A 14,436-nucleotide genomic window follows, 5' to 3' on the forward strand; every position below is an offset into this window, starting at 1 on the left:
GTGTTGGGCTGGTGTTGGGCTGGTGTTGGGCTGGTGTTGGGCTGGTGTTGGGCTGGTGTTGGGCTGGTGTTGGGCTGGTGTTGGGCTGGTGTTGGGCTGGTGCGGGGCTGGTGCGGGGCTGGTGCGGGGCTGATGCGGGCTGCGGCAGCGCGGCATCCGCCGCGCGCCCCGTTCGCCTTAGCCGCTCGCCTTAGCCGCTCGCCTTAGCCGCTCGCCTTAGCCGCTCGCCTTAGTCGCTCACCTTAGTCGCTCACCTTAGGCGCTCGCCTTAGCCGTTCACCTTAGCCGCCCTCCGCCGCCCGCAACGCCTGGAGCGCGAGCCGCAGCGCGCCATGCGCCGAATCGTCGAGCGGCGCGCGCAGCCGTGCGGCGTGCCGCGCCGGCACCGCCGGCGCGAGCGCGTCAGCCAGCCCGCCGCACAATGCGACCGGCAGCGCCTGCTGAGGATCGAGCGCGTCGATCATCTTGCCGATCTCGTCGCCGGCCTGCGCGATCAGCGCGCGCGCGACCGGATGCGTGCGATGCGCGAACACGACGGGCGCGAGACGCGCGTAGATCGTCTGGTTCGCGTCGCACGACCACTGGACCAGCGCGTCGCGATCCTGCGTGCCCGTTTCCGCGAGGAGCGCCGTGGCGAACGCGTCGCGCGGCACGCGGCCGTCGAGCGCCTGTTGCGCGTAGGCGAGCGCACGCACGCCGAGCCACGCGCCGCTCGCCTCGTCGCCGGACGGAAAGCCGAAGCCGCCCGCGATCCGGCACGCGCCGGCCGCATCGAGCGCCGCCGCGATGCTGCCGGTGCCGAGCGCGACGATGAGCCCGGGCGCGCCGCCATGCGCGCCGACGACGGTCGTGTACGCGTCGCTCTCGATCGCCAGTGCGCCAAGCGGCGCCTGCGCGCGGAACGCGGCGAGCCACGCCGCGTTGTTGACGCCGGCGAGCCCGCAGCCGAGCGCGCACTGCGACCAGTCGAACGCGAGACCGGCCTGCGTGAACGCGTCCGCGCAGGCCGCGCCGATCGACGCCCATGCCCGCTCGATGCCGAGCCCGAGCCCCGACGGGCCGCCGCGCCCCTGCGCGAGCTCGCGCCCCGCCCGGTCGGCCAGCACCGCGCGCGTGCCCGTGCCGCCGCCGTCGATGCCGATCGCAAAAAGTAATGCTGCCATGCCTTCATCCCGCTGATTCGAACAGGCGCCAAGCTTAACCGGATCGGCGCCGCGCGCCCATCTGCCGTTCGGCCGGCTATCCCGCCAAAAGGGCTTCCGCTATGCTGGCGCGATCGAATCGACACTGAAAACGAGGCAGACGATGTCGCAGCGGTGCAACTGGGTGAAGACGGAAGCGGACGCTCACTATCACGATACCGAGTGGGGCGTGCCGTCGCACGACGATCGCCACCTGTTCGAAATGCTGATCCTGGAAGGCGCGCAGGCCGGGCTGTCGTGGTCGACGATCCTGAACAAGCGCGCGGGCTATCGCGAGGCGTTCGCCGATTTCGACGTCGACGCCGTCGCGCGCTTCACGCCCCGGCACATCGAGAAATTGCTGGAGAACCCGGGCATCGTGCGCAACCGCGCGAAGGTCGAATCGGCGGTGACCAACGCGCGGGCGGTGCAGCGCATCCGCGAAGAGCACGGGTCGCTCGCCGCGTTCCTGTGGTCGTTCGTCGGCGGCACGCCGATCCAGAATGCGTGGCAGTCGTACCGCGACGCGCCCGCCTCGACCGAGCAGTCCGACGCGCTCAGCAAGGCGCTGAAGGCGTACGGCTGCAAGTTCGTCGGCTCGACGATCTGCTACGCGCTGATGCAGGCGACCGGCATGGTCAACGATCACGAAGCCGGCTGCCCGTGCCATGCGCAATGTGCGGCGCTCGGCGGCAAGCAGCCGGCACGCCGGCGCAAGGCGGGCTGACGGCGCAGGCACACGCTGGGCGCAGGCGCCGCGCCGCTGGCCCGCGTCGGTTGCACCGTCCGCGTACTGCTTGACGCTTGGCCCTTGCCGCTCGGCCATTACCGCTTGGCCCTTGCCGCTCGCTCCTTACCGCGCCGCCCGCGACGACGCCGGCACGACCGGCCGCGCGCTCCGCGCAGCCCGCACGCGCGCGCTGCGCTTCTTCACCCAGATGCAGACGCCCGTCACGCTCAGCATCGCGATCACGATGCCGAGCACGCTCACGGCGACCCGTCCGGCGACACCGGCGATCCGCCCCGAGTGCAGCGGAAACTGCGCCTGCATGAACAGGTCGCCGGCTGAACCGCGGCCGGGCACCTGAGCCGCCACGGGCTTGCCGGTCACCGCATTCCAGTACAGCCACGCATTGCCGAGCCCGACGTCGCCATGGTCGTTGCCCGGCGTGAAGAAACCGACCGCATAGGCGTTCATCGCCGGCGCGAACAACAGCGCGCCCGGCGGCGCGGCGAGGCCCGCGTCGCGTCCGGCCGAGCGCGCGATCTCGACGATCCGCTCGCGCGGCAGCACCTGGCTGCCCGGCGCGGCCGGCGGGAAATGCTCGGGATTCGTATACGGCGTTTCCGCGAGCGGCGAAACGAGCGAGACCAGCGGGCGCACGACCGGAACGGCAAGGTTCATCGAGATCGACGTGACCGCGACGACCAGCAGCAGCCCCCACACCCACACGCCCCCCGAGCGATGCAGGTCGAACACGAGCGGATAGCCGCCGCGCCGCACGCGGAACGCGAACGACTTGCGCCAGCTTTTCGGGTTCGGAAATGCGAGCACCAGCGCGATCAGGCTGTCGATCGCCCACACGATGCCGACGACGCCCATCACCCAGAACCCGAAGTTGATCCCGCCGTACACGGGCAGGAACAGCGAGTAGTGCAGCCGGTAGATGAACGGCATCAGGTCGAGCCGCGCGAGCGACGGCGCGCCCCATTCGCGGCGGCCCTGCACCGCGCCGGTCGCGGGATCGACGGCGATCTGGCTGAAACCGAGCGCGTACGGCTGGCCGGTCGCCGGATCGGTACGCGGCGTCACGCCCGCCTGCAGCGTGTGCCCCGGTTCGACCGCGAGCGGCAGATAGGTCACCTGCACGCGCGGGTCGGCCGCCTCGATGCGCGCCGCGAGTTCGAGCGGCGCAAGCGGCGCCGCGCCGCTGCGCGCGGTATAGAAATCCGGGTTCAGCGCCGCGTCGAGCTCGTGGTCCCACGCGATCAGCGCGCCGGTGAGCCCCGCGACGAACAGGAACAGCGCGATGGCGAGCCCGAACCAGCGGTGCAGGCGCACGAGCAACGGTCGCAGGAGCGCATTCATCGCGTGCGCAGCGAAAGGAAAGCGGGCCGGCACGAGCGGCGGCCCCGATTCGACGGGATGCGGTTCATTTCAGGTCGGGCACCGCGCAACGGCCATCCGGCCCAGTCGGACGAGGCCGGATGCCCTTGTGCGCGGCATGGAATTGTTGCGCGTTCGGCGGGTTTTGATACGATGCGCGACATTTTAACGCAATGCGAATGATTCTTACTCGCATTTTTACTCGCTCGCCATGACCGTCAGCCTTGCCCGCCCTCCCGTCCGTCCACGCCGCGTCGTCGCCGCCCTCGCCTGCCTTGCCGCCTCGCTCGCGCATGCGGACGATTCGCCGGGCGACGCCGCGCTGCTGCCTGCCCTCAACATCACGGCCGCGCACGATTCGCCGCAACACTTGACCGACACGATCTCGACCGGTGCGCTCGGCACACGCCGGCAGCTCGACACGCCGTTCTCGACCACGATCGTCACGTCGGAAGAGCTCGAGGCGCGTCAGCCATACAAGCTCGGCGACGTGTTCGCGAACGACGCGTCGGTGTCCGACAACAGCGGCGCGTACAGCGCGTGGGCCAGCTACCTGACCGTGCGCGGCATGCAGCTCGACTGGCAGAACGGCTACAAGATCGACGGGCTGCCGTTCGTCACGTACGGCATCACGATGCCTTACGAGCAGCTCGAGCGCGTCGAGCTGCTGAAGGGGCTCGGCGGCTTCCTGTACGGCTTCGTGACGCCGGGCGGCGTCGTCAACTACGTGACGAAGCAGCCGGGCGCCGAACCGGTGCGCAGCGTCGACATCGGCTACCGCAGCACCAACGTGTGGACCGAACATGTCGATCTCGGCCAGCGCTTCGGGCCCGGCAACATGTTCGGCGCGCGGCTGAATGCGACGCACGAGGAAGGCAAGACGTACAACGACGGCAACATCCGCCGCGACAGCGTGTCGCTCGCGCTGCAGGCGAACCTGACGCGCGACCTCTCCGTGTCGTTCGGCGCGCTGTACCAGGACCGCCGCACGACCGGCCAGACGCCGTCGATCTTCACCGGCAGCTATCCGGGCGGCGCACTGCCCGCCACGATCAGCGGCGGGTCGACGAACCTGGGCGGCAAGGACCAGTACCTGAACACGAACCTGCAGCTCTACACGGCCGGGCTGCAATACCAGCTCGCGCCCGACTGGCAGCTCGACGTCGCGTACAGCTACAGCAAGGCGACGCGCCGACGCAACGAAAGCACGCTGTACCTGCAGGACGCGGCCGGCAACTACACCGACAGCCGCTACGTCGGCATGGAGGATCACCGCTTCAGCCAGTGGCGCGCGATGGTCGAGGGCAAGGTGCGCACGGGCCCGTTCAGCCACCAGATCGTGCTCGGCGCGTCGTGGCAGAAGCAGGCGAACGACTATTCGGCGAACAGCGTGTTCGTGCCGCTCGGCGCCGGCAATCTCTACGCGCCGAACCCGTACCGCTACGAGAGCCCGCACGGCTTCGTCCAGTACCGCACGAGCGAGATCGTGCAGAAATCGCTGTTCGCGAGCGATACCGTGCAGCTGACCGAGCGCTGGTCGGTGCTCGCCGGCGTGCGTTACATGAACTACGAGCAGCGCTCGTTTCAGGCGAACGGCGCCGAGGATCCCGGCTATCGCCAGAACGGCGTGGTGACGCCGACCTTCGCGGTGATGTTCAAGCTCGCGCCGACCACCACCGCGTACGCGAGCTACGCCGAATCGCTCGAGCCCGGCAGCCGCGTCAACGACGTCTATGCGAACGCGGGCGAGGTACTCAAGCCGCTGCGCAGCAAGCAGTACGAGCTCGGGATCAAGAGCGAGCACGCGCGCTGGAGCGCGACGGCCGCGCTGTTCCGGATCGAGCGCAGCGCCGAATACGCGAATGCCGCGAACGTCTACGTGCAGGATGGCGAATCGATCATTCAAGGGATCGAGGTCGGCGCGCGCGCGCGATTCGGCGCGCACTGGAATGCAGGCTTCGACGCGATGCTGCTCGACGCGTGGTACGCGAACGGGATCGGCAACAACGGCAACCGGGTTGCCGGCGCGCCGCGCTTCGTGCTCGCCGGTGAAGTCGGCTATGCGGTGCCTGGCGTGCCGGGGCTGACACTCGGCGTCGACGCGAAATTCACCGGCGCGACGCCGCTGCGGGCGGCCGGCGGCCTCGACGCGCCGGGCTTTCTCGTCGTCAACGCGGGCGCGCGCTACCTGACGCGGGTCGGCCGCCACGACGTGACGTTGCGCGCATCGATCGACAACGTGCTGAACCGTCGTTACTGGGAGTACCAGTACGCGGACTACGTGAAGCCGGGCGACCCGCGCACGGTCAGCCTGAGCGCGAAGATCGACTTCTGAACGCCGCGGCGGGCAGCCGCACGGCCCGCCCGCCGCCGCGCGTCGGCAGCGGCCGGGGCGGAACCTCACCGCCCCGGCCTCGGGATTTTCCCGACCGGCAAAAGCAAAACGGCGGAGCGGCCTCTTTCGAGGCACACTCCGCCGTTTCGCGGCGAACCGTCAGAAGCGCTTAGTGGAGCTTCTTCGGCAGCATCTGGCTGCGCAGGCGCTTGTGCAGACGCTTGACGGCTGCTGCCTTCTTGCGCTTGCGGACTGCGGTCGGCTTTTCGTAAGACTGGCGCTCACGCAGTTCAGCGATCAGGCCATTTTTTTCGATAGCGCGACGAAAGCGGCGAATCGCCACTTCGAACGGCTCGTTTTCTTTCAGAAGAATCGTCGTCATGTCGTTCCTAAATTGCTTAAACGGTCAAAAACGTAGCGGCCAAGCGCCACGCACCGGCCATCCGAGCGTTCCCACAACAGGCGAAACGAGCGGAAATACGGCCTCGGAGGCCGGAAAAGAGAGGCGGAAAGCACCGCGAGTACGCTTCACAACCGCGTGCAGCGCCGCGTTTGACTGCCAGCAGACATGCCGAAAACGGCAAAGGCGTGACAGAAATCTCAATTCAGCCCGCCATCATAGCAGGAAATCACAGACAAAACCATCCTTTTGTTGATCCCGGCTCGTCGCGCCGTGCAACGCGGCCGCGCACGCCGCCCCGCGAGGCCGGCGCGCGGTCGGCCGGGAATCGCTGCGGGCCATGCCGGGCGAGGACGTCGCGGCGAACCGCCCCTTCGGTCCCGAATTTCCTTGCGCATCCCTCTAAAGTTTTCGCCGGGTGCCGCCGTCAACCAGGAAAGGCGGGCAGCGCCAGTCGCGATAAAGCGCAACGCCGAAATCAGAACCTGTCTGTATCCCAGGCATTTTCCAAAACGAGGAAGCAAATGCTGAACATCAACACCAACATCCTTTCGCTGACGACGCAGACGAATCTGTCGGGCTCGCAAAGCGCACTGTCGCAAGCAATCAACCGCCTGTCGTCGGGCAAGCGCATCAACACCGCTGCCGACGATGCAGCAGGCCTGGCGATCTCGACGTCGCAAACGGCGGCAATCAATGCGCTGACGCAAGGTGTTGCAAACGCGAACAACGGCATCTCGATGATCCAGACCGCCAACGGCGCGCTGCAATCGACGGTCGACAACCTGCAGCGTATCCGTACGCTGGCGCAACAAGCGGGCGACGGCTCGCTGGATTCGGGCGCTCGCGCGAACCTGCAAGCTGAAGTGTCGACGCGTCTCAGCGAAATCGACCGTGTCGCATCGCAAACGACGTTCAACAGCCAGACCATCCTGGGCGGCGCCGGCAGCGTCACGTTCCAGATCGGCGCAGCAGCGAACCAGGTCGTGACCGTCGACTTCGGCACGGCGAACTGGAACAGCACGGGCATGAGCGTGAACACCCTGAGCGTCGCCACCCAGTCGGGCGCGCAATCGGCGATCACGGCGATCGACGCGGCACTGAAGCAAGTCAACACGTTCCAGGCAACGCTCGGCGCAGCACAGAACACGTTCCAGGCTGCGATCTCGACGACGCAAACCCAGGCAACCAACATGACCGCGGCTCGCTCGCAGATCACCGACGCGGACTTCGCGACGGAAACGGCGAACCTGAGCAAGGCGCAAGTGCTGCAACAAGCCGGTATCTCGGTTCTGGCGCAAGCGAACTCGCTGCCGCAGCAAGTCCTGAAGCTCCTCGGCTAATCGAGCAGCACCCGCGGCGGGCCACGTGCCCGTCCGCCTCCGGGCACGGCGGCGTCGCCATCGGCACTCGATGCGACTCCGCCGCAACCGCCCTGATCAGAATTCTCCAGGGAGGCGCGCCTCCCTCTTTGCATTGAACCGCGGCGCCCCGCCGCATCGCGCACGTCGACTGCGCGGACGACCGGAGCAACGGCATGGCCACCACGACCCCCGTCAGCAGCACGGACATCAGCACCATCCTGGCGAATGCAGGTCAATCGATCATCAGCGGCGCGACCAATTCGTCGCTCGACGTCAACACGCTCGTCACGACACTGGTGAACGCGAAGACGGCCGGGCAATTGCAGACCCTGCAGACCCGGCAGACGAACGACAATACGCAGCTGTCCGCCATCGGCCAACTGAAGGGTGCGCTGTCCGCGCTGCAGACCGCGCTCACCGGCCTCTCGAACGGCACCACGCTCAGCAGCCTGGCCGCGACGGCGAGCGGCACGGGCATCGCGACGTCGATCAAGAGCGGCAGCGGCGCGGTGGCCGGTTCGTATTCGGTGAATGTCACGCAGCTCGCGACCGCCAACAAGCTGTCGTCGGCCGGCGTGACGGCGGCGGACACGATCTCGGCCGGCTCGCTGAGCATCACGTTCGGCAGCAACCCCGCGTTCAACGTCAACGTGGCGGCCGGCGCGTCGCTGTCCGACATCGCGTCGTCGATCAACTCCGCGTCCGGCAATGCCGGCGTCACCGCATCGGTCATCACCGGTTCGGACGGCCAGCATCTCGTGATGCAGTCGAACCTCACCGGTGCAGCCAACACGATCTCGATCACGGGCACGGGCGTCAACTCGAAACTGACGTCGGGGTACACGACGGTCACGCCGGCCGCCGACGCGCAGTTGACGATCGACGGCACGCCGGTGTCGAGCGCGTCGAACAACGTGTCGGGCGCGCTGACGGGCGTCACGCTGGCGCTGTCGCAGGCCGCTGTCGGCACGACGCAAACCATCACGCTGTCGCAGGACACGGCCGCGGCGACGACCGCGATCAACAATTTCGCGACCGCGTATACCAACTTCGTGACTACCGCGAAATCGCTGTCGAGCTACGACCCGACGGCGAAGACCGCCGGCCCGCTGCTCGGCGACGCGATGTTGAACACGATCAGGAGCACGCTCGCGACGACGCTCAGCAGCGGCGTCACGACGGGCGGCACGACCTATGCGCTCGGCAGCATCGGCATCAACGTGGACTCGACCGGCGCGATGTCGGTCGACACCGCCGCGCTGACCACCGCGCTCAAGTCGAACGGCTCCGCGGTGGCGGCGATCTTCAACCAGACGAATGGCATCGCCCAGGCGCTCAATGCGAACATCAACTCGTACACGCAGACGTCCGGCCTGATCGACCAGCGCACCAACGCGATCAACGCCGACCTGAAGAGCGTGCAGGCCCAGGCGACGCAGCTGCAGAGCTACTCGGACCAGTTGACCAAGCAATACAATGCGCAGTTCACCGCGCTGAACACGCTGATGGCGACGATGGCGAACAACACCCGTTACCTGACCCAGCTGTTCGGCGGCCAGAACAGCGCCGGCGCGCTGGCCAACAACAAGTAAGCCTTGGCCGCACCGCCCCTTCGGAGCCGAACCATGACGAACGACACCCTGTCCCGCGCCTTCGACCTGACCCGTGCCATGCAGTCGGCGGCCGACGCACGCGACTGGGTGCGCGTCGCGGCCCTCGCCGACGAACGCTCGCCGCTGCTGATGAACCTGTCCGGCGAGCAGACGCCAGACGCGCTGGACCGCGTGCGGCAGATCATGGCCATCGACGCGTCGATCACGGAGCATGCGCAGACCGACCGTGACCGCCTCGCCGCGGAATTTGCGCAGTCCCAGGAGCGGATCAAGGCCGCGAGCCAGTACCAGAAAGCCGGCATGCTGTGACCGGCCGGGCGTCTCGCCCGCCGCGCATTTCGAATTAAAAGACGCCGCCAGTCGAGCGGTCCGTCGTCGCCGTACCGTCGAGCCGCTTCAATGCGGCTTTTTTTTCGCCTGCAGGCGGGCGTGCGAGCCGGATCGCGCCGGCCACGCCCGCGTCGCCCGCCCGACGGCCGCCTCGATCATCCCGGGCGGCCGGCCCGACGATGCGCGAGCGCGGCTTCCCGCCGCGGCGCGATCCCGCTCGTCACGCGTCCCGGGGCGCCGTGTCGCCGCCGGCGTAGCGGGCCCACATGCCGTGCAGCGCGTCCTCGAGGTTGCGTGCGAAGCGCGACGCATCGCACAGCGGCGACGCCAGCGCGCGCTCGCGCAGCGTTGTACGCAGCGTCGCCAGCCCGTCGCGGTCGCGCGCGAACGCGACGGCCTTCGCGAGGTACGCCGCCTCGTCTTCCGCGATCCATTCGCCCATGCCCGCCGCGTGCAGCAGGCTCTCGCAAATGTGCGTGACGAACCGGCTGCCCTTCATCCCGAGCACCGGCACGCCCATCCACAGCGCTTCGGCGGTCGTCGTGCCGCCCGGGTACGGAAACGGGCTCAGCGCGATGTCGATGCGGTTGTATGCGGCGAAGTATTCCGCACGCGGCGAGCCGCCTTCGAGGATCAGCCGGTCCGCGCCGATGCCGTGCCGCGCGAAGCGGTCGAGCGTCGCCTGGTTCACGTCGCCGGCGCCGAGCTCATGCGCCTTCAGCAGCAGCCGCGCGTCCGGCAGCGCGTGCAGGATGCGCGACCACAGCGCGACGACCGCGTCGCTGATCTTGATCAGCTTGCCGAAGCAGCCGAACGTGACGCCGCCGTGAGCCGCCATCGGCAGCGGGCCGACCGCGACGTCGTACGGCGGCGGCGTGAAGCACAGGTAGCTGTCCGGCAGTCGCCACGGCCGTTCGGTGAAGTGATGCGCCTCGTCGGCCGGCAGCGTATACGCATCGCCGATGAAATAGTCGATCGCCCGGCACCCGGTCGTCGCGAAGAAACCCAGCCAGCTCGCCTGCACCGGCGCGGGCTTGTGCCCGAAGATCGGCAGGCCGCTCCAGTTGGTATGGCCCGCCATGTCGATCAGGATGTCGATGCCGTCGTCGCGAATCAGTTGCGCGGCCTCCTCGCGGCCCAGACTGACCACCTTCTTCCAGCTCGCGAAGTTCGGCCTGAGCCGCGCGGTCACATCGTCCTCGCCGACGAACGTCACATAGGCATGCGGCTCGATGCGCGACCGGTCGATCCGCGCGAGCACGCTTTCAAGGAAGATGCCGACCGGGTGCTGCCGCAGGTCGCCCGACACGAAGCCGACGCGCAGCGGGCGCCCCCGCGCCTGCGCGACGCGCTGTGCGCGGTCGTGCTCGAACGGACGCGCGTCGCGCTCGAGATGCTCGCCGTAGCGGCGCGCTTCGGCGACCCACTCCTGCGGCTCGAACGCGGGCGAACTCGACATGTTGAACAGCATCCGCGAGTACGCGCGATGCAGGTCGTGCCGGATCGCCGAGCGGAACGCATCCAGCGCGCCGGCGAGATCCCCTTTCGCCCACAGGATGTCGCCGAGCGTCATCTGCACCTTCAGCGGATCGATGCCGAGCTTCCGCGCGATCTCGGTATGCTTCATCGCCTCGTCGAGCTTCTCGAGCCGAAACAGCGCGGCGGCGAGGTTGTGATGTGCGTCGGCATCGTCCGGGTTCAGGTCGATCGCATGCCGGTGGCTCAACTCCGCGGCGGCCAGCAAGTTGAGGTTGTGATACGCGAAGCCAAGGAAGTTGTATGCGTCGGCCAGTTCGGGATCAAGCTCGATCGCGTGCCGGCACACCTGCACCGCCTGCCCGTATTCGCCCTGCTGGTTGCGCAAATCGCCGAGCCATGCCCATGCCCGTGCATGCGCGGGGTCGATCGCGATCGCCTGCTCGAGCAGTTCGAGCGCCTTGTCGAAATCGCCGATGCGCTGCAGCAGCCTTGCCAGTACGCAGTGCGCGTCCGCGTCGCCCGGATCGAGTCCCTCGCGCGCATGGTCGACCGCCCCCCGCAGATCGCCTGCCGCGCGCAGCGTCGCGCTCAACCCCTGGTGCGCGACGCGCAAGCCCGGTTGCAGCGCGATGGCGCGACGATAGGCATCCGCGGCCTCGTCGAATTTCTCCTGCGCATGCAGCGCGTTGCCGAGATTGCAGTACGCCTCCGCGTATTGCGGCTGGTGCGCGACCGCCTTGGCGTAGCTCGCCGCCGCCGCCTCGTGCTCGCCCAGATCCTGCAGCGCGTTGCCGAGGTTGTTGTACGCCTGCGCGTAGCCGGGGCGCAGCTCGATCGCGCGCGCGCAGCTCTGCATCGCGGCCGTCGGTTCGCGCGCGTCGCGCAACGCGTTGCCGAGGTTGTTGTGCGCTTCCGGATAGTCCGGCCGCAGCGCCACCGCGCGCCGATAGTGCGCGATGGCGTCGTCGAGCCGCCCGCTTTCGCGCAGCATGTTGCCCAGATTGTTGAAGTACGACGCGTCCGGCCGCTCGACGAGCGATTGCTCCATCAGCGCGAGCCCTGCGTCGTACTGCTTCAACTGGCACGCCAGCAGCCCGAGGAAATGCAGCGCATCCGGCTGGCCCGGCCGCGCGGTGAGGATCGCGTCGTACAGCGTCTTCGCTTCCGCGAGACGCCCCGCCTGATGATGCGCCAGCGCGGACTGCAGCGTGTCGTGGATATCGTTCATGCTTCCTGCTCCGAGTTCGTATAGCGTTGCCACATGGCGACGAACGCCGCTTCGAGATGCGCGGCGAACCGGCGCGCGTCGCACAACGGCGATGCGAGCAGCTGCGCGCGCAGCCCGGCGCGCAGCGCCGCGAGCTGCTCGCGATCGCGCATCGCCGCGATCGCCTTCGCGACATAGGCGTCCTCGCCGTCAGCGACCCATTCGCCCATGCCCGCCGCGTGCAGCACGCTTTCGCAAATGTGCGTGACGAACCGGCTGCCCTTCATCCCGAGCACCGGCACGCCCATCCACAGCGCTTCGGCCGTGGTCGTGCCGCCCGGATACGGGAACGGGCTCAGCGCGACGTCGATGCGGTTGTATGCGCCGAAGTATTCCGCGCGCGGCGAACCGCCCTCGAGGATCAGCCGGTCCGCGTCGATGCCATGCCGCGCGAAGCGCGCGACGGTCGCATCGCGCACGCCGTCGCGGCCGAGCTCGTGCGCCTTGAGCAGCAGCCGCGCGTCCGGCAGCGTGTGCAGGATGCGCGACCACGCGCGCACGACGTCGTCGCCGATCTTCACGAGCTGGCCGAAGCAGCCGAACGTCGGATGGCCGCTCGCCGCCATCGGCAGCGGGCCGACCTCGACGTCGCAGGCCGGCGGCGTGAAGCACAGGAAGCTGTCCGGCAGCCGCCACGGCTTCTCGACGAAGTGATGCGCTTCGGCATCCGGCAGCGTATAGCGGTCGCCGATGAAGTAGTCGATCGCGTCGCAGCCGGTCGACGCGAAGAAGCCGAGCCAGCTCGCCTGCACCGGCGCGGGTTTCCAGCCGAACACGGGAAGCCCGCTCGACTGCGTATGGCCCGCGAGGTCGACGAGGACGTCGATCTCGTCGTCGTGAATCATCCGCGCGGCCGCCTCCGGACCCAGCGCGGCAATCGAGCGCCAGCCGTTCGCGTGCGGCTTCAGTTTCGCGGTGATCGCGTCCTCGTCGTCCGTGGTCACGTACACGCGCAGGTCGATGCGCGTGCGCTCGAGGTGCGCAAGCACGCTTTCCAGGAAGATCCCGACCGGGTGCAGGCGCAGGTCGCCGGACACGAAGCCGACGCGCAGCGGCCGCCCTTGCGCGCGCGCGGCCCGCTCGCGCGGATCGTGCACATGGCGCGTCGAACGCGCGGCCACGTGCCGGCCGTAGCGCCGCGCGTCGGCCAGATAGTCGGCGGGGTTCACGCAAGCGGACGCCGCCGCGCTGAACAGCAGCCGGTTCAGCACGGTCGCCGCGACGTCGTCGGCGTCGTCGCGCACCAGCGCAAGCGCATCGCGATACGCGTGGACCGCGGCATCGACGTTGCCCTGCGCGCGCAGGATGTCGCCGAGATTGACGTGCATCAACACGGCCGGCGGGCCGGCCTGCAACGCCTGCCGGCAATACACAAGCGCCTCGTCGAGCCGCTGCAGCTTCAGCAGCACGACGGACAGGTTGTGGCACGCGCCGGCGTCCGCCGGATTCAGCGCGACCGCCGTGCGATGGCACGCTTGCGCGTCGTCGAGCCGGTTCAGTCCGTGGTACGCGTTGCCCGCGTGGTTGTGTGCGTCGCCGAGGTTCGGCGCGAGCCGGATCGCGTCCAGCGCGTGCGCGAGCGCCTCCGCGCAGCGCAATTGCTTGTGACGCACGGCGCTCAGGTTCGCGTGGGCCATCGCCATCGACGCGTCCAGCTCGATCGCGCGGCCGTAATGCGTGGCGGCGCCGTCGAGGTCGCCCAGATCCTGCAGCGCGTTGCCGAGGTTGTTGTACGCCTGCGCGTAACCGGGGCGCAGCTCGATCGCGCGCGCGCAGCTCCGCATCGCGGCCGTCGGTTCGCGTGCGTCGCGCAACGCGTTGCCAAGGTTGTTGTGCGCTTCCGGATAGTCCGGCCGCAGCGCCACCGCGCGCCGATAGTGCGCGATGGCGTCGTCGAGCCGCCCGCTTTCGCGCAGCATGTTGCCCAGATTGTTGAAGTACGACGCGTCCGGCCGCTCGACGAGCGATTGCTCCATCAGTGCGAGCCCCGCGTCGTACTGCTTCAACTGGCACGCCAGCAGCCCGAGGAAATGCAGCGCGTCCGGCTGGCCCGGCTGCGCGGTGAGGATCGCGTCGTACAGCGTCTTCGCTTCCGCGAGACGCCCCGCCTGATGATGCGTGAGCGCCGCCTGCAATGCCTGTCCTGTTCCGTCCATCTCGTCTGCTCTGCTCAATAGGGATGCGGTGCGCGTCCGAAGTCGATCAGCCTGCCGCCGTGCCCGATCGTCACGGCCGGCGCCGCCATCCCGTCGCGCGCCATCCCGACGACGGCGTCGCGCACGCGCCGCCGGTCGGAACGCCGATCACGCCGGCCGGCGCGGCGTTCAGCGCGACGGGCGCCATGTTCCGCTTGCCGCCGC

10 protein-coding genes are annotated in these 14,436 nt (G+C 68.7%); 5 read left to right on the forward strand and 5 right to left on the reverse strand.

Translation table 11 applies throughout. From position 1 onward, the window contains the following. Nucleotides 1–281 precede the first annotated feature (281 nt). Nucleotides 282–1,163, reverse strand: coding sequence for a glucosamine kinase nucleotide-binding domain-containing protein (locus KPB06_RS33365; protein ID WP_059580666.1), 882 nt, complete (start codon nucleotides 1,161–1,163; stop codon nucleotides 282–284). Between the two features lie 142 nt (nucleotides 1,164–1,305). On the opposite strand from KPB06_RS33365, the gene KPB06_RS33370 reads away from it, so the two are divergent. Next, nucleotides 1,306–1,908 (forward strand): DNA-3-methyladenine glycosylase I, encoded by a 603-nt coding sequence (locus KPB06_RS33370; protein WP_059580665.1) that lies wholly within the window; start codon nucleotides 1,306–1,308, stop codon nucleotides 1,906–1,908. Nucleotides 1,909–2,034: 126 nt separating this feature from the next. On the opposite strand, the gene KPB06_RS33375 is transcribed toward KPB06_RS33370, so the two are convergent. Then, a complete protein-coding gene (locus KPB06_RS33375) occupies nucleotides 2,035–3,270 on the reverse strand; it encodes a PepSY-associated TM helix domain-containing protein (RefSeq protein ID WP_059580661.1) in 1,236 nt (411 codons plus the stop codon). Nucleotides 3,271–3,499: 229 nt separating this feature from the next. Here KPB06_RS33375 and KPB06_RS33380 point away from each other — a divergent pair, with 229 nt between their 5' ends. Beyond that, entirely contained in the window at nucleotides 3,500–5,623 is a 2,124-nt protein-coding gene (locus KPB06_RS33380; RefSeq protein ID WP_059580657.1) for a TonB-dependent siderophore receptor, read from the forward strand. A 169-nt stretch (nucleotides 5,624–5,792) separates the two neighbouring features. Here the strand turns inward: KPB06_RS33380 and rpsU are convergent, their stop codons facing one another. Further along, nucleotides 5,793–6,005 carry a 30S ribosomal protein S21 gene (gene rpsU / locus KPB06_RS33385; protein WP_006401410.1) on the reverse strand — a complete coding sequence of 71 codons (213 nt, stop codon included), beginning with the start codon at nucleotides 6,003–6,005 and terminating at the stop codon, nucleotides 5,793–5,795. Nucleotides 6,006–6,547: 542 nt separating this feature from the next. Here rpsU and KPB06_RS33390 point away from each other — a divergent pair. The 3 genes from KPB06_RS33390 to KPB06_RS33400 all read left to right on the forward strand — a co-directional run bounded on the left by KPB06_RS33390 (nucleotide 6,548) and on the right by KPB06_RS33400 (nucleotide 9,309). Continuing rightward, entirely contained in the window at nucleotides 6,548–7,366 is an 819-nt protein-coding gene (locus KPB06_RS33390) for a flagellin domain-containing protein (RefSeq protein WP_059580654.1), read from the forward strand. A gap of 194 nt (nucleotides 7,367–7,560) precedes the next feature. Continuing rightward, complete coding sequence (fliD, locus tag KPB06_RS33395; protein ID WP_059580652.1) at nucleotides 7,561–8,979, forward strand: flagellar filament capping protein FliD; 1,419 nt, start codon at nucleotides 7,561–7,563, stop codon at nucleotides 8,977–8,979. A 33-nt stretch (nucleotides 8,980–9,012) separates the two neighbouring features. Continuing rightward, nucleotides 9,013–9,309, forward strand: a complete 297-nt coding sequence (locus tag KPB06_RS33400; protein ID WP_059580649.1) for a flagellar protein FliT — start codon at nucleotides 9,013–9,015, stop codon at nucleotides 9,307–9,309. A 241-nt stretch (nucleotides 9,310–9,550) separates the two neighbouring features. Here the strand turns inward: KPB06_RS33400 and KPB06_RS33405 are convergent, their stop codons facing one another. Both KPB06_RS33405 and KPB06_RS33410 read right to left on the reverse strand, forming a co-directional pair. Then, nucleotides 9,551–12,037: a tetratricopeptide repeat protein gene (locus KPB06_RS33405; RefSeq protein WP_059580647.1), complete on the reverse strand. Its 2,487-nt coding sequence runs from the start codon at nucleotides 12,035–12,037 to the stop codon at nucleotides 9,551–9,553. Then, nucleotides 12,034–14,232 carry an O-linked N-acetylglucosamine transferase family protein gene (locus KPB06_RS33410; RefSeq protein WP_059580645.1) on the reverse strand — a complete coding sequence of 733 codons (2,199 nt, stop codon included), beginning with the start codon at nucleotides 14,230–14,232 and terminating at the stop codon, nucleotides 12,034–12,036. The genes KPB06_RS33405 and KPB06_RS33410 overlap by 4 nt, the downstream gene beginning before the upstream one ends. Between the last annotated feature and the right edge of the window lie 204 nt (nucleotides 14,233–14,436).

The organism is Burkholderia semiarida (assembly GCF_029268935.1).
In the GTDB taxonomy this organism is placed as follows: Bacteria; Pseudomonadota; Gammaproteobacteria; order Burkholderiales; family Burkholderiaceae; genus Burkholderia; species Burkholderia semiarida.